A 19,183-nucleotide genomic window follows, 5' to 3' on the forward strand; every position below is an offset into this window, starting at 1 on the left:
TCGCGGCCGTCAGCGTCGTCTTGCCATGGTCAACGTGACCGATGGTCCCGATGTTCACGTGCGGTTTCGTCCGTTCAAACTTTGCCTTTGCCATGTCGGCCTCCTGGATCCGCGGGGCATGGCTGAAGGGCCCCGGATTGACATGGGCCGCGATCTATAAGGCGCAGGCGGGGAAATCAAGGGGAGGCATGCGTCGCCGCGTGCGATCGCCCCGCCCGAGCGGCCCCGACGCCCCGCGCTGCCGGAACCGCCGCACGCCCCATATCGTTTCAGGCGCAAGGGGCCGGACGATGCCGTCCGCGCCCGTCCACGAAGGGGGAAACACGATGAGCCTGATGAAAAGCCTGACCAAGGTCGCCGCCGGCGTGATGCTGGCCAAGGGGATCGGCGGGATGATGAACAACCAGCACGGCGGCAGGCCGGGTCACCGCAAGGTCGGCGGCGGCCTTCTGGACAACCTGCTGGCCAACAACACCGGCAGTTCGGGCGGCAGCCTGAACCAGATGCTGGGCCGCGCCCTGGGGGGCGGCACGGGCGGCGGGGCGCACGGTTCCCTGGGCGGTCTGCTGGACAGGCTGGGTGGCCAGCCGCGTGGCACCGGGGCGGGCGGCACCGGGGGCCTGGGCGGCATGCTGGGCGGTCTTCTGGGCGGCGCAGCGGCGGGCGGCGCGGTCGGGCATCTGGCGACCAAGGGCTCGCAGGAGCGCAACAACGCGACCTTCGGATCGCTGTTCGACGATGCGCTGTCCCATGATGCCGAACCGCAGGTCGCGCCCACGCCGGAACAGAACGCCATGGCCGGGCTGATGCTGCGTGCCATGATCCAGGCGGCCAAGTCCGACGGTCATGTCGATGACGCGGAACGCCAGCGCCTTCTGGGCCATCTGGGCGATGATCTGGACGCGGACGAGCGGCAGTTCATCCGCGACCAGATGGCCGCGCCCGTCGATGCCGCCGCCCTGGCCCGAGACGTGCCCGAGGGGATGGAGCGTCAGATCTATCTGATGTCGCTTCTGGCGATCGATTTCGACAGCGAGGCCGAGGCCCGCTATCTGAACGACCTGGCCGTGGCGATGAAGCTGGACCGCGCAGCGGTGAACGACATCCACCGCGAGGCGGGCGTGATGCCGCTCTACAACGCCTGAGACGATCCGGACGATTGACGGGGGGCCGCGATCCGCAGGGATGGCAGCCCCTTTTCGTGGCGGCGGGCGTCAAAGATCAGCCGGAACAATCGCCCGCCCCTGCGGTTGGCCTTCGCAACCGACCCAAGGAGGCCCCATGTCCGAGACGCCCGTCCACCCGCCCTTCCGCAGCGGCGCCATCACCGATCCGCGCCTGCCCGCCCCCGACTTTCCCGCGCAGGAGCAGCCCTTTCCGGGACTGGCCCGCGAGATGGACCCGCGCCCCGATCACGGCGAGACCAGCTATCGCGGCACCGGCCGCCTGGCGGGCAAGCGCGCCCTGATCACCGGCGGCGACAGCGGCATCGGCGCGGCCGCCGCCATCGCCTTCGCGCGGGAGGGGGCGGACGTGGCCATCACCTATCTGCCGGACGAGCAGGCCGATGCCGACGGCGTCGTAGACCTGATCGAAGCCGAGGGCCGCGTGGCCATAGCCATCCCCGGCGACCTGCGCGAGGAGGCCTTTTGCAAGGAGATGGTCGAAAGCGCCGTGTCGCAGTTGGGCGGGCTGGACATCCTGGTCAACAATGCCGGCCGCCAGCAGTTCTGCAACCGGCTGGAGGACCTGACGACCGAGGATTTCGACGCCACGATGAAGACCAACGTCTATGCGCCCTTCTGGGTGACGCGGGCGGCGCTGCCCCATATGGGCGCGGGCGGGTCGATCATCATCACGTCCTCGGTGCAGGCCTTCTCGGGGTCAGCACATCTGTTCGACTATGCCCAGACCAAGGCCGCGAATGTGGCCTTCGCGCAGTCGCTGGCCAAGCAGCTGGCCCCGCGCGCGATCCGCGTGAACGCGGTCTGCCCCGGCCCCTACTGGACCGCGCTGCAGATCAGCGGCGGCCAGCCGACCGACAAGGCGCAGGAGCATGGCGCGAGCCAACCCCTGGGCCGCCCCGGCCAGCCGGTCGAGATCGCGCCCATCTATGTGCTGCTGGCCTCGGACGAGGCCAGCTACATCACCGGCGAATATTTCGGCTCGGTCGGCGGCGGCGGCCTCTAGCCCCGTCACGCGAAACGGTTGTCGCGCGGGAAGCCGCGCGGCGCCATGCGGCCCGTGCCGCCGCGCTTGCCCAGCCATTCGGTCAGGTCCGGCTCGTGCCGCGTCTTGCCGCCCGTCATCGGCCAGGAGAGGCCCTGAGCCAGCACCAGGCAGACGGCATCGACCAGTTCGTCGTCCTTGACCAGCCCGCCGCCCTTGCCATAGCGCTGCAGCCGCACGCCCTTGCCGCGCGACATCTCGGGCAGTTCCGCCAGCGGGAAGACCAGCATCTTGCGGTTCTCTCCGATGACCGCCACGTGATCGCCGCTGACCGGACGGCACAGTCGCGCGTCGCCGTTCAGCACTTGCTTGCCGCTGCGGGTCTGCGCCAGGATGTCGGCGGCACCCACCACGAAGCCGTCCCCCGCGCGCGACGCGACCAGATACTTCGCCCCCTCCCGCCAGGGGAACATGGCGATCACCTCGGCCTCGTTGGGCAGGTCGATCATCAGGCGCAGCGGCTCTCCCATGCCGCGCCCGCCGGGCAGGGTGTTGACCGGGATCGTGTAGAACCGCCCGTTCGACGCGAAGACCATCAGCTTGTCGGTAGTCTCGGCATGCAGCGCATGGCCGGGGCCGTCGCCATCCTTGAACTTCAGCTCCGCATCCAGCGGCTGGTGGCCCTTCATGCTGCGGATCCAGCCCATTTTCGACAGGATCACCGTCACCGGCTCGCGCTCGATCATGGCCTCCAGGTCGATCACGGGCATCTCGGTCGCCTCGCTGATCGTGGTGCGGCGCTGCCCCTCGGGGCGCGACTTGCCGAAGAGGTTGCGCACTTCCTTCAGCTGATCGGCGATGCGTGCCCATTGCGCAGTCTCGCTGTCCAGCATGGCCTGCAATCCCTCGCGCTCGGCCAGCAGGGCATCGCGTTCGGCGCGCAGTTCGACCTCCTCCAGCTTGCGCAGGGCGCGCAGGCGCATGTTCAGGATCGCCTCGACCTGGACCTCGGACAGGCCGAACTCGGCGGCCATCACCGCCTTGGGGTCGTCCTCGGTGCGGATGATCTCGATCACGCGGTCCAGGTTCAGATAGGCGATCAGATAGCCCTCCAGCACCTCCAGCCGGGCGGCGATCTTCTCCAGCCGGAAGCTCGCGCGGCGGACCAGCACCTCGCGGCGGTGGTCCAGGAAGGCGCGCAGCACCTCCTTGAGCGAGCAGACCTTGGGTACGCGCCCGTCGATCAGCACGTTCATGTTCAGGTTGAAGCGGATTTCCAAGTCGCTGGCGCGGAACAGCGCGCCCATCAGCTGATCGGGGTCCACGTTGCGGGCGCGCGGCTCCAGCACGATGCGGACATCCTCGGCGGATTCGTCGCGCACATCGGCCAGGATCGGGATCTTGCGGGTCTGGATCAGCTCGGCCAGGCGCTCGATCAGCTTGGACTTCTGGACCTGATAGGGAATCTCGGTGACGACGATCTGCCACAGCCCGCGGCCCAGGTCCTCCTGGCTCCAGCGCGCGCGTAGCCGGAACGCGCCGCGGCCGGTGCGATAGGTCTCGGCGATGGACTCGCGGCTCTCGACCAGCACGCCGCCGGTCGGAAAGTCCGGCCCCTGGATGATCCCGGCCAGCGTGTCGTCGCGCGCATCCGGTGTCTTGATCAGATGCAGGCAGGCGTCCACGACCTCGTGCAGGTTATGGGGCGGGATGTTCGTGGCCATGCCCACCGCGATGCCCGACGCGCCGTTGGCCAAGAGGTTCGGGAAGGCCGCAGGCAGCACGACCGGCTCGGTCAGTGTACCGTCATAGTTCGGGCGGTAATCGACCGCGTCCTCGGCCAGCCCCTCCATCAGCGCCTCGGAGGCGGCGGCCAGGCGGGCCTCGGTATAGCGCGCGGCGGCGGGGTTGTCGCCGTCAATGTTGCCGAAGTTCCCCTGCCCGTCCACCAGCGGATAGCGCATGGCGAAATCCTGGGCCAGACGCGCCATGGCGTCATAGATCGCGGCATCGCCATGCGGGTGATAGTTGCCCATCACGTCGCCGGTGATCTTGGCCGACTTGCGGAACGCCCCGTTGGGCGCCAGCCGCAGTTCGCGCATCGCATAGAGGATGCGGCGGTGCACCGGCTTCAGCCCGTCGCGCGCATCGGGCAGCGCGCGATGCATGATCGTGGACAGCGCATAGGTCAGGTAACGCTCGCCGATCGCACGGCTGAGCGGTTCGGAATGGGTGCCCTTTTCGGGCTGGGGGATCAGATCGTCGGCCATGGGCCGTGGATAAGGCGGGCCGGGCCGCCGGTCCAGATCGAAAAGGGCCGCGGGCCGATGGCACGGAACGCGGCGCGGCGCGTGGCGTTGGACCCGCAAATCGCGTAACGATTTCGGGAACGGGGCCGCGGCGGCGCGCTTCGGAGGGAGAGGGATGACGAGGCCATGATCCGGTTGGGACTTCTGACGCTGCTGACGCTGGCGATCCTGTTTCTGGTGCTGGACGGCATGGGCGGGCAGGATCTGCGCGCCGAACGGGCGGGGACGGCCCCCGCGGCCCCGGTCAGCGCCGCGCAGGATGCGGGCGCCCCCACCCTGACCGCGCCGCCCTCGGGCACGCTGCCGGCGACGCCCGCGGTCGCGGTGCTGCCCGCCGCCAGCCAGACCCCCGAGCGCGTCCAGCGCTTTCCCGGCCCGCCGCTGGAGCCGTCGCCCGAATATCCCTCGGGCACGCCCGACGCCCCGCAGGAGGCGCCCGAGGCGGGGCCGGTCCTTTATGTCACCGGCGACCGGGTGAACATGCGCGTGGGTCCGGGCACCGATTTCGCCGTGGTGACGGGCCTGTCGGGCGGCACGGCGGTGACCCCGGTCGGCTCCAGCGCGGCGGAATGGGTGCAGGTACGCACCGCCGACGGCCAGGCGGGCTTCGTCGCGGGCCGGTTCCTGTCGCCCGAGGCGCCATGAGGCGGGTGCTGATCACCGGCTGTTCGTCGGGCATCGGTCTGGACGCGGCGCGCCATCTTCAGGCGCAGGGCTGGCGCGTGGTGGCCACCTGTCGCAGCGCGCAGGACATCGACGCGCGGCGCGCCGAGGGGATGGAGTGCCTGTTCCTGGACCTGGCCGATCCGGAGAGCGTCGCGGCCTGCGTGCGGGACGCGCTGGCGGGCGGGCCGGTCGATGCGCTGGTCAACAACGCGGCCTTCGCCCTGCCCGGCGCGGTCGAGGACATGCCGCGCGACGCGCTGCGCGCCATCTTCGAGGTGAACCTGTTCGGGACGCATGACCTGACGCGCCGCCTGATCCCGCATTTCCGCGGGCGCGGCGCAGGACGGATCGTCACGATCAGCTCGGTCCTGGGGCTGGTCGGCATCCCGTGGCGCGGCCCCTATGTGGCGACGAAATTCGCGCTGGAGGGGCTTACCGACGTGCTGCGCCTGGAGATGCACGGCACCGGCATCCACGTCACCCTGATCGAGCCCGGCCCCATCACCAGCCGCATCCGCGAAAACGCCATCCCGCATTTCGAGCGATGGGTGAACTGGCGGGCCAGCCCGCGCGCCGACCAGTACCGTGCCAGCCTGCTGAAGCGTCTATACGAACCCTCCGGCAAGGACCGGTTCGAGCTGCCGCCGCGCGCCGTCAGCCAGCGCATCCTGACCGCGCTGACGGCGGCGCGGCCCGCCCCGCGCTACTATGTCACAACGCCGACGCGGATTTCGGGCGTCGCGCGGCGGGTTCTGCCGACCCGCGCACTGGACTGGTTTGCGCGGCGCAACTAGATTGGCGGGCGAAAGGCGGTGTCCCCCATGCCCGATCAATCCCTGTTCCTCGTCACGATCCTGTCCGTCGGCGTCGTGATCGCCATTCTGCTGACCGGCATCGGCGGCTTCGCAAAGGGCGGCGACTTCAATCGCAAGCACGGCAACCGCATGATGCGCTGGCGCCTCTATGCCCAGGCCGCGGCGTTGGTCATCATGATGCTGTTCCTGTGGCTGAGGGCCGCGTGATGGTCGTCCTGAACCGCATCTATACCCGCACCGGCGACAAGGGCGACACGGCGCTGTCCGACGGCACCCGCGTGCCCAAGCACGACCCCCGCGTCGAGGCCTATGGCACCGTGGACGAGCTGAACGCCACCCTGGGCCTGTGCCGCCTGCACGCGACGGGCGATCTGGCCCGCCAGATCGGCGTCATCCAGAACGACCTGTTCGACTTGGGCGCGGACCTGGCGCGGCCGGACATGGCGGCGGATGACAGCGTCGGATACCCCGTGCTGCGCATCATCGACGCGCAGGTCGACCGGCTGGAGGCCGAGATCGACGCGATGAACGCGGATCTGGCGCCGCTGCGCAGCTTCATTCTGCCCGGCGGCAGCGCGCTTGCCGCGCATCTGCACCTGTCGCGCACCGTCGCCCGCCGGGCCGAGCGCCGCGCCACCGAACTGCTGGCGGGCGGCGACGTGAACACTGCCGCGATCCGCTATCTGAACCGGCTGTCGGACTGGCTGTTCGTGGCGGGCCGGGTGGTGAACGGCAACGGCGCGGACGACATCCTGTGGGTGCCGGGCGCCAGCCGTTAGCGCCCGACATCACGGCGGCAGGGCGAAAACGCTGCGTCCCGCGGCGTTTTTGCCCTGTCCTTGCCCGATGTTGCTGTCTAACAATCCCGCCGACAGATGACGCAAACCAAGGGAGAGAGGCCGATGAAAGTCCTCGTGCCAGTCAAGCGCGTGATCGACTACAACGTGAAGGCCCGCGTGAAGGCGGACGGATCGGGTGTCGATCTGGCCAACGTGAAGATGTCGATGAACCCCTTCGACGAGATCGCCGTCGAGGAGGCGATCCGTCTGAAGGAGAAGGGCGCCGCCACCGAGATCGTCGCCGTCAGCATCGGCGTCAAGCAGGCCGCCGAGACGCTGCGCACCGCGCTGGCCATGGGCGCCGACCGCGCCATCCTGGTCGTCGCCGCCGATGACGTGCATCAGGACATCGAGCCGCTGGCCGTCGCCAAGATCCTCAAGGCCATCGTCGATGCGGAACAGCCGCAGCTGGTCATCGCCGGCAAGCAGGCGATCGACAACGACATGAACGCGACCGGACAGATGCTGTCGGCCCTGCTGGGCTGGAGCCAGGCGACCTTCGCCAGCAAGCTGGAGATCGCGGGCGACGCGGCCCAGGTCACGCGCGAGGTCGATGGCGGCCTGCAGACCATCGAGGTCAAGCTGCCCGCCATCGTCACCGCCGACCTGCGCCTGAACGAGCCGCGCTATGCGTCGCTGCCCAACATCATGAAGGCCAAGAAAAAGCCGCTGGAGGAGAAGACCGCCGCCGATTACGGCGTCGACGTCACCCCGCGCCTGACGGTCGTCAAGACCCGCGAGCCCGAGGGCCGCAAGGCGGGCATCAAGGTCGGCTCGGTGGACGAGCTGGTGTCGAAACTCAAGGAAGCGGGGGTCGTGTGATGGCTGTTCTTCTTCTGGCCGAAGTCACCAATGGCGAACTGAACCGCGACGCGACGGCCAAGGCCGTGGGCGCCGTGGCCTCTCTGGGCGACGTGACGGTGCTCTGCGCCGGCGCGCAGGCCCGTGCGGCCGCGGATCAGGCCGCGACCATCGCGGGCGTGTCCAAGGTCATGGTGGCCGAGGATGCGCGTTACGGCCACCGCCTGGCCGAACCCACCGCGGCGCTGATCGTGGGGCTGGCGGGCGATTACAGCCACATCGCCGCCCCCGCCACCACGGATGCCAAGAACGTCATGCCCCGCGTCGCGGCGCTTCTGGACGTGATGGTGATCTCGGACGTCTCGGCGGTCATCGATGCGGACACCTTCGAACGCCCGGTCTATGCCGGCAACGCCATCCAGACGGTCAAGTCGGGCGATGCGACCAAGATCATGACCATCCGCACGGCCAGCTTCGACGCGGCCGGTGAAGGCCCCGCCGCGCCGGTCGCGGATGCGACACTGGCCGACGACCCGGCCCTGTCGAAATGGCTGAACGACGAGGTCGCGCAGAGCGACCGCCCCGAGCTGACCTCGGCCGGGCGCGTCGTGTCGGGTGGCCGCGCGCTCGGCTCCAAGGAGCAGTTCGCGATCATCGAGACCCTGGCCGACAAGCTGGGCGCCGCGGTCGGCGCATCCCGCGCGGCGGTCGATTCGGGCTATGCGCCGAACGACTGGCAGGTGGGCCAGACCGGCAAGGTCGTCGCGCCGGAACTGTATGTCGCGGTCGGCATCTCGGGCGCCATCCAGCACCTGGCGGGCATGAAGGACAGCAAGGTCATCGTCGCCATCAACAAGGACGAGGAGGCGCCGATTTTCCAAGTGGCCGATTACGGCCTGGTGGGCGACCTGTTCACCGTCGTCCCGGAACTGACCGAAAAGCTCTGATCCCTTGGACAGCGCCGTGCGGCCGCCCCCATCCGGGGGCGGTTTTGCATTGCGGCACCCGCGCCCCCGCCCTATCGTCCGCGCGTCGAACAGGGAGATGTGGGTATGGCGGTTCAGTCGGTGGGCGTGATCGGGGCGGGTCAGATGGGCAACGGCATCGCCCATGTCTTTGCGGTCGCGGGCTATGACGTGCTGCTGACCGACATCAGCCAGGATGCGCTGAACAAGGCCGTCGCCCTGATCGACCGCAACCTGGAACGCCAGGTCAGCCGCGAGAGGATCGCCGCCGACGACAAGGCCCGCGCCATGGCCCGGATCAGCACCACGCTGCGCCTGCAGGACCTGGGCCGCTGCGACCTGGTGATCGAGGCCGCGACCGAGCGCGAGACCGTCAAGCAGGCGATCTTCGAGGATCTGGTCCCGCATCTGAAGCCCGAGACGATCCTGACCTCCAACACCTCGTCCATCTCGATCACGCGGCTGGCGTCGCGCACGGACCGACCCGAGAAGTTCATGGGGTTCCACTTCATGAACCCGGTCCCGGTGATGCAGCTGGTCGAGCTGATCCGCGGCATCGCCACCGACGAGGCCACCTACAAGACCCTGCACGAGGTCGTCGCGAAGCTGGGCAAGACCTCGGCCACGGCCGAGGATTTTCCCGCCTTCATCGTCAACCGCATCCTGATGCCGATGATCAACGAGGCGGTCTATACGCTCTATGAGGGCGTGGGGTCCGTCAGCAGCATCGACAGCGCGATGAAGCTGGGCACGAATCATCCGATGGGTCCGCTGGAGCTGGCCGACTTCATCGGCCTGGACACCTGCCTCGCCATCATGAACGTGCTGCATGACGGGCTGGCCGACACGAAGTACCGGCCCTGCCCGCTGCTGACCAAGTATGTCGAAGCCGGCTGGCTGGGCCGCAAGACCGGACGCGGCTTCTACGACTATCGCGGTGAGACGCCGGTCCCGACCCGCTGACAGGTCTGCGGGCCGGACGATCCCGCCCGGCCCGCATTTTCCTCTGCCGACCGCGCCTCAGGCGTCGGTCTTGGCGTCGCGCTTTTCCATAAACTGATCGAACTCGGCTTTGTCCTTGGCCTCGCGCAGGCGGGCCAGGAACTCGACGAAGTCGCGATGCTCGTCCTCAAGCCGCTTCAGCGTCTCGGCGCGATAGGCGTCGAAGGCGCTGTTGCCGGTGCTGGGGGCGGAATAGAGGGGCGCGATGGCGCGCTTGGCGGTTCCGAACATGCGTTTGCTCCAGATCATGTAGGCCAGAAGGGCAAGGCCCACGGGCCAGGCGGCCATGAAGGCCAGGACGGTCGCGACGATCCAGGCCGGGCGGCCGCGCCGGTCCAGCCAGTCGCGTCCCCGCGTCAGCAGCTCGCCGATCCGCTGGCCGGTCGAGGCCGGGCGAAGCACGGGTGTTGCGGTGGTCATCGATGGGTCTCCCGATGTTAATGTGAATTACATTTACATAGATGGGAGACGCTCCCGTTTCCGTCAAGGGCGGCAATGCGAATTTCACTCGGGGATCAGGCCCAGTCCGCGCAGATAGATCAAGGCGCCGCTCTCCAGCATCTCCGACGGTCCGACGGGGCTGCGGCCGCCGGGCTTGCCGCGACCGAACAGCTCGACCACGCCGTGGCTCAGCGCCCAGATGTGGTTGGCGACCATCCGTGCCGGGGGGCGGCTGTCCTCGGGCAGGCGCGCGGCCAGAGCCTCGGCGGCGGTGACCAGCACGCCCTGCGCCCGTCCCGAGGCCGTCGCCAGATCCGAGTTCCCCGCGACCGAGATGCCGCTTTCGAACATCGCCATGTAGTAGCCCGGCCGGTCGGCGGCGAAGTCCAGATAGGTCTGCCCCATGCGCAGGAAGGCCGTCAGCGGCCGCGGTCGCCCGCCGTCGAAGGCCGCCTCCAGCCGCGCGGCGAATTCCAGGAAACCCTGCCGCGCGACCTCCTCAAGCAGGTCGTCGCGGCCCTTGAAATGGCGATAGGGTGCGGCGGCGGACACGCCCGCCCGGCGCGCGGCCTCGGTCAGGGTGAAGGCCTGCGGCCCTTGCTCCTGCACCAGGTCCGCGGTCGCCTCGACCAGCGCCTGTCGCAGATTGCCGTGGTGATAGGACTTGCGGTCGGGGTCCCGGGGGGCGGGCACTACATGCCTTCGCCGAAATAGTCGCCCACCAGCGCCTCCAGCGCATCGGCCAGGGCCCGGGCCTCGGGACCGCTGGTCGTCACGCGGATCTGGCTGCCGCGCGGCGCGGTCAGCATCAGAAGACCCATGATGCTGTCGCCCGACACGCTCATCCCGTCCTTCTCGACGCGGGCCTTGGCGTCAAAGCGCTCGACCACGTCGACGAACTTGGCGCTGGCGCGGGCATGCAGGCCCTTGACGTTGATGATCGACAGATCGCGCGTCACAGGCTCGGTCATGCGGGATGGCTTCCGTTGTCGAGACGCGCCTCGGGCGGCACGTTGTAGGAATCGATGTACTTGCGACCGGCCTCTGCGGCGTGGCCGACCGCATCCGGCACGCTCAGGTGGCGCGACTTGGCCAGCTTGACCAGCATGGGCAGATTGGCCCCGTAGAGGATCGTGCGCCCGCGCACCGCGCATGCCGGCAGCGACAGGTTCGACGGAGAGCCGCCGAAGAGATCGGTGACCAGGATGACCCCGTGCCCCCCGTCGACCGCATCCGCCGCGGCCTTGATTTCCGCCGTCTTTGCCGCGCGGTCGTGATCGTCCTCGATCGCGACGGCCGCGATGCCGACCTGAGGCCCCACGACATGCTCGACCGCCGAGAGATACTCCCGGGCCAGTCCGCCATGTGCCACTATGACAATTCCGATCAACGCGCCCCACCAAGCCCAAAGAACCGCCCGAACAGCCGAACCATCATGACGCCTGCCTCTGCACCATCGGTGCGCTCGAGGCCGTGACCTCGGTGGCTGCCTGCGGCGCGGCCGCGGCACGGCGTTCCAGTTCCCTGTGTCTTATTGACACCGGCCAGCCCGCATCCGCAAGCGCAACCGCCATCTTTTCGACCAAAGTGACGGAACGGTGTTGCCCTCCTGTACAGCCGAAGCCGACCGCCAGATGCGATTTCCCCTCATCCGTGTGCGCGGGCAGCAGAAACTGAACCAGATCGCGAGTGCGCTGGAAGAACTCGGCGAATCGCGGATCGGCGGCGACGTGGTCCTGGACGCGCGGGTCGCGCCCGTCCAGCGGCCGCAAGGCCGCGTCCCAGTGCGGATTGGCAAGGAAGCGACAGTCGAACATCATGTCCAGACCGCGCGGCACGCCCCGCTTGTAGCTGAAGGAGTGCAGCGACAGGCCCAGACGCCGGTCCGGGCGCACGTCGAACCACTGCATCAGCTCGGCCTTGAGGTCGTGCGGGGACAGGTCGGTCGTGTCCACCAGCACGTCGGCCCGCGCCCGGATCGGCGACAGCAGGTCGATCTCGGCCAGAACGCCCGCCATGGGCGCCGCATCCGGGGTCAGCGGATGGCGGCGACGCGTCTCGTTGTAGCGACGGACCAGGACGTCGGCGACGCAGTCCAGATACAGCACCTCTGGCACGAAGCCCGGCAGGCGGGTCAGCCTGTCGATCAGCTCGATCACGTTGGCGGCCGAAAAATCGCGATTGCGAACGTCCAGCCCCAAGGCCAGCGGCGCGTGCCGGGGCGGCCCGTCCAGCAGACGAGGGATCAGCGACAGCGGCAGGTTGTCGATCGCCTCGAAGCCCAGATCCTCCAGCACGTTGATCGCGGTGGAGCGCCCGGCCCCCGACGGTCCCGTCACAAGAACCAGCCTCTGCGCGGCGAAACTGTCGACGTCCTGATCCATCGGTCGGCTCCTCGATGTCCTGCGACCCCGTCGGTCAAATCGCGTCGGTCCGCTCATGCAAGACGATGGCCCGTCATCAGCTGCCGCAACGCAGCGTAAAGATGGGGCCGATAGGGTCCCAGCACAAGCGGAACCCGGACCCCCAGCCATTCATGATACCGCATCTGTGGCAGACGATCCTCTTCGGTGCGCCCAAGATCGCAGGCCAGCATGACCGCGGTTGGAGGGGCGGGCGCCGCGCCCAGAATGCCCACCCCGCGCGCCTCGATCCGCCCCAGCAGCGGCAGCGGCGCCTGCGCGATCAGGCGGCCCGCCGACAGGCGCAAGTCGGTGCGGTCGTCGGCGACCAGCGCCGCCCCCACCGCCATGAGTTGCAGCGCAAGGGTGGACTTGCCAGCCCCGGACGGCCCCAGGATGACGAGACCCTGCCCCTCGACCGCGACCGTCGTCGCGTGAATCTGGATCATACGAATCACCCCCGGCCAGATACTGCCCGATAACCAGTTAATTTTCCGCCTCGATGCCGAGCGGAAGCGCCGCATTCCGTCATGGTGGCGATAACATTTAATGTTTCCGCTAACCGTTTGCGCTGTCAGATTTCGCCCCGAATCCACCATGCTATAGGCCGGGAAAGCCACCCCGCCGGGGTCGCCGCCCTCAGCCACGGAGCATGCCATGACCACGCGCGTTAACCCCTCCTGCCGTCTGGAAGACCAAGGCATCACGGGGTTGGGTCAGGTCCACTACAACCTGCTGGAGCCCGCCCTGATGACCCAGGCGGTCGCCCGCGGCGAAGGGCAGCTGGGCCTGGGCGGCACGTTCCTGGTCTCGACCGGCGCGCATACCGGACGCTCGCCCAAGGACAAGTTCGTCGTGCGCACCCCGTCGGTCGAACAGACGATCTGGTGGGACAACAACAAGCCGATGGAGCCCGAGGCCTTCGACCGGCTGCATGATGACATGCTTCAGCACATGAAGGGTCGCGATTACTTCGTGCAGGACCTGTTCGGCGGCGCCGACGCCGAGAACCGGCTGGACGTGCGCGTGGTGACCGAACTGGCCTGGCACGGCCTCTTTATCCGCCACCTGCTGCGCCGCCCCAAGGCGGAGGAGCTGGTGAGCTTCACCCCCGACTTCACGATCATCAACTGCCCGGGCTTCAAGGCGGACCCGGCACGGCACGGCTGCCGGTCTGAGACCGTCATCGCGATGAACTTCGACAAGAAGCTGATCCTGATCGCCAACACCGCCTATGCCGGCGAGAACAAGAAGTCGGTCTTCACGCTGCTGAACTACCTGCTGCCGGAAAAGGGCATCATGCCCATGCATTGCAGCGCCAACCACGCGCCCCGCGACCCCGAGGACAGCGCCGTCTTCTTCGGCCTGTCGGGCACCGGCAAGACGACCCTGTCGGCCGACCCGTCGCGCGTGCTGATCGGCGATGACGAGCATGGCTGGTCCGACAGCGGCATCTTCAACTTCGAGGGCGGCTGCTACGCCAAGACGATCAACCTCTCGGCCAAGGCCGAGCCGGAGATCCATGCCACCACCAGCCGCTTCGGCACCGTGATCGAGAACATGGTCTTCGACCCCGAGACGCTGGAGCTGGACTTCGAGGACAACTCTATCACCGACAACATGCGCTGCGCCTATCCGCTGGACGCGATCTCGAACGCGTCGCAGACCAGCCTGGGCGGGCACCCGAAGAACGTGATCATGCTGACCTGCGACGCCTACGGCGTGCTGCCGCCCATCGCGCGGCTGACGCCCGCGCAGGCGATGTATCACTTCCTGTCGGGCTTCACCTCCAAGACGCCGGGCACCGAGGTCGGTGTGACCGAGCCGATCCCGACCTTCTCGACCTGCTTCGGCGCCCCGTTCATGCCGCGCCGCCCCGAGGTCTATGGCAAGCTGCTGCAGGCCAAGATCGCCCAGCACGGGGCCAGCTGCTGGCTGGTGAACACCGGCTGGACCGGCGGCGCCTTCGGCACCGGCTCGCGCATGCCGATCGCGGCGACCCGCGCGCTGCTGGCCGCGGCGCTCGACGGCAGCCTGAACGACGTGGAGTTCCGCCGCGACCCGAACTTCGGCTTCGACGTGCCGGTCAGCGTGCCGGGCGTCAGCGACGTCCTGCTGGACCCGCGCCGCACCTGGGCGGATCCGGCCGCCTATGATGCGCAGGCCAGGAAGCTGGTCCAGATGTTCTGCGACAACTTTGCCCAGTATCTCGACGCCATCGACGACGAGACCCGCGCCGCCGCGATCGGCTGAGCGCCACCGCCGCAAAAACCGAAAAGGCCGCGCAGCATGCGCGGCCTTTTCTCATGGCGTCGGGCGGCGTCAGCCGTCCGTCAATCAGGTCGGCTCACAGGCCCAGGCAGTGGCGCATGATCGCCTTCTGCGCATGCAGCCGGTTCTCGGCCTCGTCCCAGATGACCGATGCCGGGCCGTCCATCACCGCGCTGGTGACCTCGTCCTCGCGATGGGCGGGCAGGCAGTGCATGAAAAGCGCGTCCCCGCGGGCGCGCGCCATCAGCGCCTCGTTGATCTGATATCCGCGCAGCTGGTTATGCCGACGCTCCTTGGCCGATTGCGGGTCGTGCATGCTGACCCAAGTGTCGGTGACGACCAGATCCGCGCCGATGACGGCCTTCGCCGGGTCGCGCTCGATCGTGACCGGCCGCCCCTGCGAGGCCGCGAAATCCAGACAGGCCGCCTCGGGGTCCAGCGGCGGCGGCCCGGTGAAGGTCAGGTCGAACCCGAACTGCCCCGCGGCATGGGCAAAGCTGGCGAATACGTTGTTGCCGTCGCCCGACCAGACGACCTTCTTGTCGGCGATGGGGCCGCGATGCTCCTCAAAGGTCATCACGTCCGCCATGATCTGGCAGGGATGGGTGCGGTTCGTCAGCCCGTTGATGACCGGCACGCTGGCATATTCCGCCATCTCGTGCAGGGTCGCCTCCTCGAAGGTGCGGATCATGATCAGGTCGACATAGCGCGACAGGACCCGCGCGGTGTCGGCGATGGTCTCGCCGTGACCCAGCTGCATCTCGGACCCCGACAGGATCATCGTCTGCCCTCCCAGCTGCCGGACGCCCACGTCGAAGCTGACCCGCGTGCGGGTCGAGGGCTTTTCGAAGATCAGCGCGACCATGCGCCCGGCCAGCGGCTGCTCGTCGTCCAAGGTCCCCTTGGGGCGCCCGTTGCGGGCGGCCTTCATTGCGTGGGCGCTGTCGATGATGCTGCGCAGGGCGGTGCGGTCGGTGGTATGGATATCCAGAAAATGGGTCATCGTCATGGTCTTTCGGCTTTTCTCCAGCAAGCCCCGCCGAACGGACGGGGTCAAGGGGCGGATCGGGCTTTCTGCGCGCCTGCGCGGCAGGCCCGTGATCCGGCCGGAGAGGAAGGTGATCTGGGTAGGGCAACGGCAGGGCGCGCGCGCCTCATCGGAGACGGGACAGCGCGCGGACCGTCCGCCCCTCGCCCGGAAAGCCTGCGTCGCGACAGGCGGCCATGTCGCGAGGCGTGGTCGGGCCCGGCGCGCCCAGCCGCGCCATGGCGGCGGCCGGCCGTCGCGCCCGATGCGCAGCAGGCCGGCGGCGACCCGGCACACCCCCCAGGGCCGCGCCGCTTGCAGTCGCCATCGTCACGCCGCGGTCAGCCATCCAAGGTTGTGGCGGCCCGATCCAAGCGGGCCACGGCTTCGGCGATCTCTTCGTCGGTGATGGTCAGCGGCGGCAGCAGGCGCAGCGTGTCGTCGGCCGCCGGCACGGTCAGCAGATGCTGCTCATAGGCGGCGCGGACCAGATCGGTGGGCGCGACGCGGCATTTCAGGCCCAGCATCAGCCCCTGCCCCCGCACGCCCTCGAAGACCTGCGGGTGCGCCGCGACCAGCCCCTCCAGCCTCTGGCGGAACAGGGCGGCCTTGCGGTTCACCTCGGCCAGGAAGGCCGGGTCGGCGACGATCCCCATGACCGCAGCGCCGACCGCACAGGCCAGGGGGTTGCCGCCATAGGTCGAGCCGTGCGTGCCCGCGACCATGCCCGCCGCCGCGGCCTCGGTCGCCAGCACCGCACCCAGGGGGAAGCCCCCGCCGATGCCCTTGGCGACCATCATGATGTCGGGCGCGATCCCCGCATATTCATGGGCGAACAGCCGGCCCGTCCGGCCCATGCCGCATTGCACCTCGTCCAGCACCAGCAGCGCGCCGGTCCGGTCGCAGATCTCGCGCAGGCCCTGCAGGCAGGCATCGGGCAGCGGGCGGATGCCGCCCTCGCCCTGCACCGGCTCGACCATGATCGCGGCGGTGCGGTCGCCGGCCGCGGCCTTGAGCGCCTCGTGATCGCCGAAGGGCAGCGTGCGGAAGCCCGGCATCAGCGGGCCGAAGCCCTTGACCATCTTCTCGGACCCCGCTGCGGCGATGGCCCCGGTGGAGCGCCCGTGGAACGCCCCCGAGAAGGTCAGGATCTCGATCCGCTCCGGGTCGCCCGCATGGTCCCAATGCTTGCGCACCATCTTGATGGCCAGCTCGGCCGCCTCGGTGCCGGAATTGGTGAAGAAGACCGTGTCGGCGAAGCTGTGTTCCACCAGCAGGTCGGCCAGCCGCTCCTGCTCGGGGATCTGGTAGAGGTTCGAGACGTGCCAGATCCGCCCGGCCTGCTGGGTCAGGGCCGCGACCAGGCCGGGATGCGCATGGCCCAGCACGTTCACCGCGATGCCCGCGCCCAGGTCCAGGTATCGCGTCCCGTCGGCGGTGATGGCCCAGGAGCCCTCGCCGCGTTCGAAGGCAAGGGGCGCACGGTTATAGGTCGGCAGGACATGCGGGATCATGGATCAGGCCTTTGCAGCGATGGAAGGGGGCGGGCAGGCGATCAGGGATGCGGACCGGTCAGGTCGCATCAGCGTCGGGTGATACGGGCGCGTCGCTTGCTCATGGCGCGAAGGATGCGCAGCTTTGCCCCCCTGCGCAAGCGCGAAAACCCTCTGGACGGCTCGTTTCACGCGATGCAAGAGGGCGTCATGGAAACATCCGGTGAACATCGCGGCCGCACGGTGGCCTTCATGGCGGCGGCGACGGCGCTGTTCGCAGCCACCTCGCTGCTGGCCAAGGCCATCGGCACGGGCGCCCTGGGGCCGGCGCTGCCGCCGCTGATGGTCAGCTTGGGACGCTTTGCCTTTGCGCTGGCGGGGATCACGGCGGTCGTGGCGCTGATGCGACCTCGGCTGACGCGGCCGCGCTGGTCGGCAAATCTGGGCCGGACGCTGTGCGGATGGGGCGGCATCACGCTGATGTTCGCGGCCGTCGCGCGCATGCCCCTGCCCGATGCGACGGCGATCAGCTTCCTGTCGCCGGTCTTCACCATGCTGCTGGCCGTTCCGCTGCCGGGCGAAAGGGTCGGGCCGGTGCGCTGGACCGCCGCCGCCATCGCGCTGGCCGGGGCGGCGATCCTGCTGTGGCAGGGCCCGCGCTGCAACCGGCCGCGGCGCTGGCCTTGGGCGCGGCCTGCGCGATGGGGCTGGAGGCGATCTTCATCAAGCGCCTGACCCGGCACGAGGCGCCGCTGCAGATCCTGCTGGTCAACAACGCGATGGGCACGGGCGTCGCCGCCATGGCCGCGCTGGCGGTCTGGGGCATGCCCAATGCGGCGCAATGGGCGGCGCTGGCGGCGATAGGGCTGCTGATGGCGGGGGGACAGGCGCTGAACCTGGCGGCGATGCGGCGCGCGGATGCCAGCTTCGTCGCGCCGTTCTTCTACCTGATGCTGGTCTGGGCGGCGGGGTCCGACCTGTGGATCTTCGGCGTGCTGCCCGATGCGGTCAGCATGGCGGGGGCGGCGGTGCTGGTCTCGGGCGCGGGGTTTCTGGTCTGGCGCGACCGCAGGCGGGGCGGCGCGGTGTCGCCGCCCGCACCCTGACCGGTCTCAGGGCTTCATGCGATAGCCGGACCGCAGCCAGCGCCAGGCCAGGGTCAGCACCGCCGCGACCACGCCCGCGCAGATCAGCGCGCCGCGCCAGACCGGTGCGTCGCTGACCCCGGTGACGCCGTAGCGCGCCCCGTCGATCAGGTAGAAGATCGGGTTCCAGTGCGACAGCGTGTTGAAAGGCTGCGGCAGCGCCTGCACCGAATAGAAGGTGCCCGACAGGAAGCTCAGCGGCGTGATGACGAAGTTGGTGATCGCCGCCATCTGGTCGAACTTCTGCGCCATGATCCCCGCGAGGATCCCCAGCCCGCCCAGCATCAGCGCCGCCAGCAGCACGAACAGCGCCGCCCACCCGGGATGCGCGATGCCGCGCCCGGTGACCAGCACCATGCCCGTGCCGATCACCGTGGCCACCAGCCCCGCCCGCACCACCGACCCCGTCAGATAGCCCGCCAGCAGCTCCCCCGCCGACAGGGGCGGCATCAGCGTGTCGACGATGTTGCCCTGCACCTTGGCCGCGGTGATCGAGCTGGAGGTGTTGGCGAAGGCGTTCTGGATCACCGTCATCATCAGGATGCCCGGCCCCAGGAAGACCAGATAGGGCAGGCCCATGATCTCTCCGCGCCCCTGACCCAGGGCCAGCGCGAAGACCACCACGAACAGCCCCGCCGTCATCAGCGGCGCAAAGATCGTCTGCTGCCAGACGGCCATGAAGCGCATGACCTCGCGTCGGGCCAGCGTGGCAAGGCCAAGCCAGTTCACGCGACCGAACCGGCGCACCCCCATCGCGGGGCTTTCGGAAAGGGGCGGCATGGCGGGGGTGCGGGCCTCGGTCATCTGGCGGTCCTTGAATTTGTGGCGCATGGCGGCT

The 19,183-nt window shown here is 69.0% G+C and carries 23 protein-coding genes; 12 read left to right on the top strand and 11 right to left on the bottom strand.

Going from position 1 to position 19,183, the window contains the following annotated elements; all coding sequences use genetic code 11:
- A partial coding sequence (locus AC2SGK_RS09705) for a GTP-binding protein (RefSeq protein WP_023878051.1) occupies positions 1 to 94 on the bottom strand: 94 nt, incomplete at its 3' end.
- Positions 95 to 326: 232 nt separating this feature from the next.
- On the opposite strand from AC2SGK_RS09705, the gene AC2SGK_RS09710 reads away from it, so the two are divergent.
- Both AC2SGK_RS09710 and AC2SGK_RS09715 read left to right on the top strand, forming a co-directional pair.
- Positions 327 to 1,145 (top strand): DUF533 domain-containing protein, encoded by an 819-nt coding sequence (locus tag AC2SGK_RS09710; protein WP_488323360.1) that lies wholly within the window; start codon positions 327 to 329, stop codon positions 1,143 to 1,145.
- Between the two features lie 136 nt (positions 1,146 to 1,281).
- On the top strand, positions 1,282 to 2,190 hold the full coding sequence (locus AC2SGK_RS09715; RefSeq protein WP_488323361.1) for an SDR family oxidoreductase: 909 nt from the start codon (positions 1,282 to 1,284) through the stop codon (positions 2,188 to 2,190).
- A gap of 5 nt (positions 2,191 to 2,195) precedes the next feature.
- Here the strand turns inward: AC2SGK_RS09715 and parC are convergent, their stop codons facing one another.
- Positions 2,196 to 4,439, bottom strand: a complete 2,244-nt coding sequence (gene parC, locus AC2SGK_RS09720; protein WP_488323362.1) for a DNA topoisomerase IV subunit A — start codon at positions 4,437 to 4,439, stop codon at positions 2,196 to 2,198.
- A 165-nt stretch (positions 4,440 to 4,604) separates the two neighbouring features.
- On the opposite strand from parC, the gene AC2SGK_RS09725 reads away from it, so the two are divergent.
- The 7 genes from AC2SGK_RS09725 (at position 4,605) to AC2SGK_RS09755 (ending at position 9,527) form a co-directional block, all read left to right on the top strand.
- Entirely contained in the window at positions 4,605 to 5,123 is a 519-nt protein-coding gene (locus tag AC2SGK_RS09725; RefSeq protein ID WP_488323363.1) for an SH3 domain-containing protein, read from the top strand.
- Positions 5,120 to 5,938: an SDR family NAD(P)-dependent oxidoreductase gene (locus AC2SGK_RS09730; protein WP_488323364.1), complete on the top strand. Its 819-nt coding sequence runs from the start codon at positions 5,120 to 5,122 to the stop codon at positions 5,936 to 5,938. The genes AC2SGK_RS09725 and AC2SGK_RS09730 overlap by 4 nt, the downstream gene beginning before the upstream one ends.
- A gap of 27 nt (positions 5,939 to 5,965) precedes the next feature.
- Positions 5,966 to 6,166 (top strand): twin transmembrane helix small protein, encoded by a 201-nt coding sequence (locus tag AC2SGK_RS09735; protein ID WP_411837576.1) that lies wholly within the window; start codon positions 5,966 to 5,968, stop codon positions 6,164 to 6,166.
- Positions 6,166 to 6,738 carry a cob(I)yrinic acid a,c-diamide adenosyltransferase gene (locus AC2SGK_RS09740; protein ID WP_488323502.1) on the top strand — a complete coding sequence of 191 codons (573 nt, stop codon included), beginning with the start codon at positions 6,166 to 6,168 and terminating at the stop codon, positions 6,736 to 6,738. The genes AC2SGK_RS09735 and AC2SGK_RS09740 overlap by 1 nt, the downstream gene beginning before the upstream one ends.
- Positions 6,739 to 6,861: 123 nt before the next feature.
- Complete coding sequence (locus AC2SGK_RS09745; RefSeq protein ID WP_411837578.1) at positions 6,862 to 7,620, top strand: electron transfer flavoprotein subunit beta/FixA family protein; 759 nt, start codon at positions 6,862 to 6,864, stop codon at positions 7,618 to 7,620.
- Positions 7,620 to 8,546, top strand: coding sequence for an electron transfer flavoprotein subunit alpha/FixB family protein (locus tag AC2SGK_RS09750; protein ID WP_488323365.1), 927 nt, complete (start codon positions 7,620 to 7,622; stop codon positions 8,544 to 8,546). The genes AC2SGK_RS09745 and AC2SGK_RS09750 overlap by 1 nt, the downstream gene beginning before the upstream one ends.
- A 105-nt stretch (positions 8,547 to 8,651) precedes the next feature.
- The gene (locus AC2SGK_RS09755) at positions 8,652 to 9,527 is read left to right on the top strand and encodes a 3-hydroxybutyryl-CoA dehydrogenase (protein ID WP_488323366.1); all 876 of its coding nucleotides are present in this window, start codon (positions 8,652 to 8,654) and stop codon (positions 9,525 to 9,527) included.
- Positions 9,528 to 9,584: 57 nt separating this feature from the next.
- Here the strand turns inward: AC2SGK_RS09755 and AC2SGK_RS09760 are convergent, their stop codons facing one another.
- From AC2SGK_RS09760 to AC2SGK_RS09785, 6 genes are all read right to left on the bottom strand, one after another.
- The gene (locus AC2SGK_RS09760; protein WP_488323367.1) at positions 9,585 to 9,986 is read right to left on the bottom strand and encodes a DUF2852 domain-containing protein; all 402 of its coding nucleotides are present in this window, start codon (positions 9,984 to 9,986) and stop codon (positions 9,585 to 9,587) included.
- Positions 9,987 to 10,070: 84 nt separating this feature from the next.
- Positions 10,071 to 10,700 (bottom strand): TetR/AcrR family transcriptional regulator, encoded by a 630-nt coding sequence (locus AC2SGK_RS09765; protein WP_488323368.1) that lies wholly within the window; start codon positions 10,698 to 10,700, stop codon positions 10,071 to 10,073.
- The gene (locus AC2SGK_RS09770; protein ID WP_488323369.1) at positions 10,700 to 10,978 is read right to left on the bottom strand and encodes an HPr family phosphocarrier protein; all 279 of its coding nucleotides are present in this window, start codon (positions 10,976 to 10,978) and stop codon (positions 10,700 to 10,702) included. Before AC2SGK_RS09770 ends, AC2SGK_RS09765 begins: the two co-directional genes overlap by 1 nt.
- Entirely contained in the window at positions 10,975 to 11,397 is a 423-nt protein-coding gene (locus tag AC2SGK_RS09775; protein WP_411837584.1) for a PTS sugar transporter subunit IIA, read from the bottom strand. Before AC2SGK_RS09775 ends, AC2SGK_RS09770 begins: the two co-directional genes overlap by 4 nt.
- A 43-nt stretch (positions 11,398 to 11,440) precedes the next feature.
- Positions 11,441 to 12,391 carry an RNase adapter RapZ gene (rapZ, locus tag AC2SGK_RS09780; protein WP_488323370.1) on the bottom strand — a complete coding sequence of 317 codons (951 nt, stop codon included), beginning with the start codon at positions 12,389 to 12,391 and terminating at the stop codon, positions 11,441 to 11,443.
- A 53-nt stretch (positions 12,392 to 12,444) separates the two neighbouring features.
- Positions 12,445 to 12,858 (bottom strand): HPr kinase/phosphorylase, encoded by a 414-nt coding sequence (locus AC2SGK_RS09785; RefSeq protein ID WP_488323371.1) that lies wholly within the window; start codon positions 12,856 to 12,858, stop codon positions 12,445 to 12,447.
- A 208-nt stretch (positions 12,859 to 13,066) separates the two neighbouring features.
- Between AC2SGK_RS09785 and AC2SGK_RS09790 the strand changes: the two genes are divergently transcribed.
- Positions 13,067 to 14,662 (top strand): phosphoenolpyruvate carboxykinase, encoded by a 1,596-nt coding sequence (locus AC2SGK_RS09790; protein WP_488323372.1) that lies wholly within the window; start codon positions 13,067 to 13,069, stop codon positions 14,660 to 14,662.
- 94 nt (positions 14,663 to 14,756) lie between these two features.
- On the opposite strand, the gene argF is transcribed toward AC2SGK_RS09790, so the two are convergent.
- Together argF and AC2SGK_RS09800 are read right to left on the bottom strand one after the other, a co-directional pair.
- Positions 14,757 to 15,683 (bottom strand): ornithine carbamoyltransferase, encoded by a 927-nt coding sequence (argF, locus tag AC2SGK_RS09795; protein WP_488323373.1) that lies wholly within the window; start codon positions 15,681 to 15,683, stop codon positions 14,757 to 14,759.
- Positions 15,684 to 16,048: 365 nt separating this feature from the next.
- The gene (locus AC2SGK_RS09800; protein WP_488323374.1) at positions 16,049 to 17,221 is read right to left on the bottom strand and encodes an acetylornithine transaminase; all 1,173 of its coding nucleotides are present in this window, start codon (positions 17,219 to 17,221) and stop codon (positions 16,049 to 16,051) included.
- Positions 17,222 to 17,410: 189 nt separating this feature from the next.
- Between AC2SGK_RS09800 and AC2SGK_RS09805 the strand changes: the two genes are divergently transcribed.
- The gene (locus tag AC2SGK_RS09805; RefSeq protein WP_488323375.1) at positions 17,411 to 17,935 is read left to right on the top strand and encodes an EamA family transporter; all 525 of its coding nucleotides are present in this window, start codon (positions 17,411 to 17,413) and stop codon (positions 17,933 to 17,935) included.
- On the top strand, positions 17,884 to 18,306 hold the full coding sequence (locus AC2SGK_RS09810) for an EamA family transporter (RefSeq protein ID WP_488323376.1): 423 nt from the start codon (positions 17,884 to 17,886) through the stop codon (positions 18,304 to 18,306). The genes AC2SGK_RS09805 and AC2SGK_RS09810 overlap by 52 nt, the downstream gene beginning before the upstream one ends.
- Positions 18,307 to 18,312: 6 nt before the next feature.
- On the opposite strand, the gene AC2SGK_RS09815 is transcribed toward AC2SGK_RS09810, so the two are convergent.
- A complete protein-coding gene (locus AC2SGK_RS09815; RefSeq protein WP_488323503.1) occupies positions 18,313 to 19,098 on the bottom strand; it encodes an ABC transporter permease in 786 nt (261 codons plus the stop codon).
- Between the last annotated feature and the right edge of the window lie 85 nt (positions 19,099 to 19,183).

The sequence above is a fragment of the Paracoccus sp. NIOT.M2S5SZ12 genome (assembly GCF_057748165.1).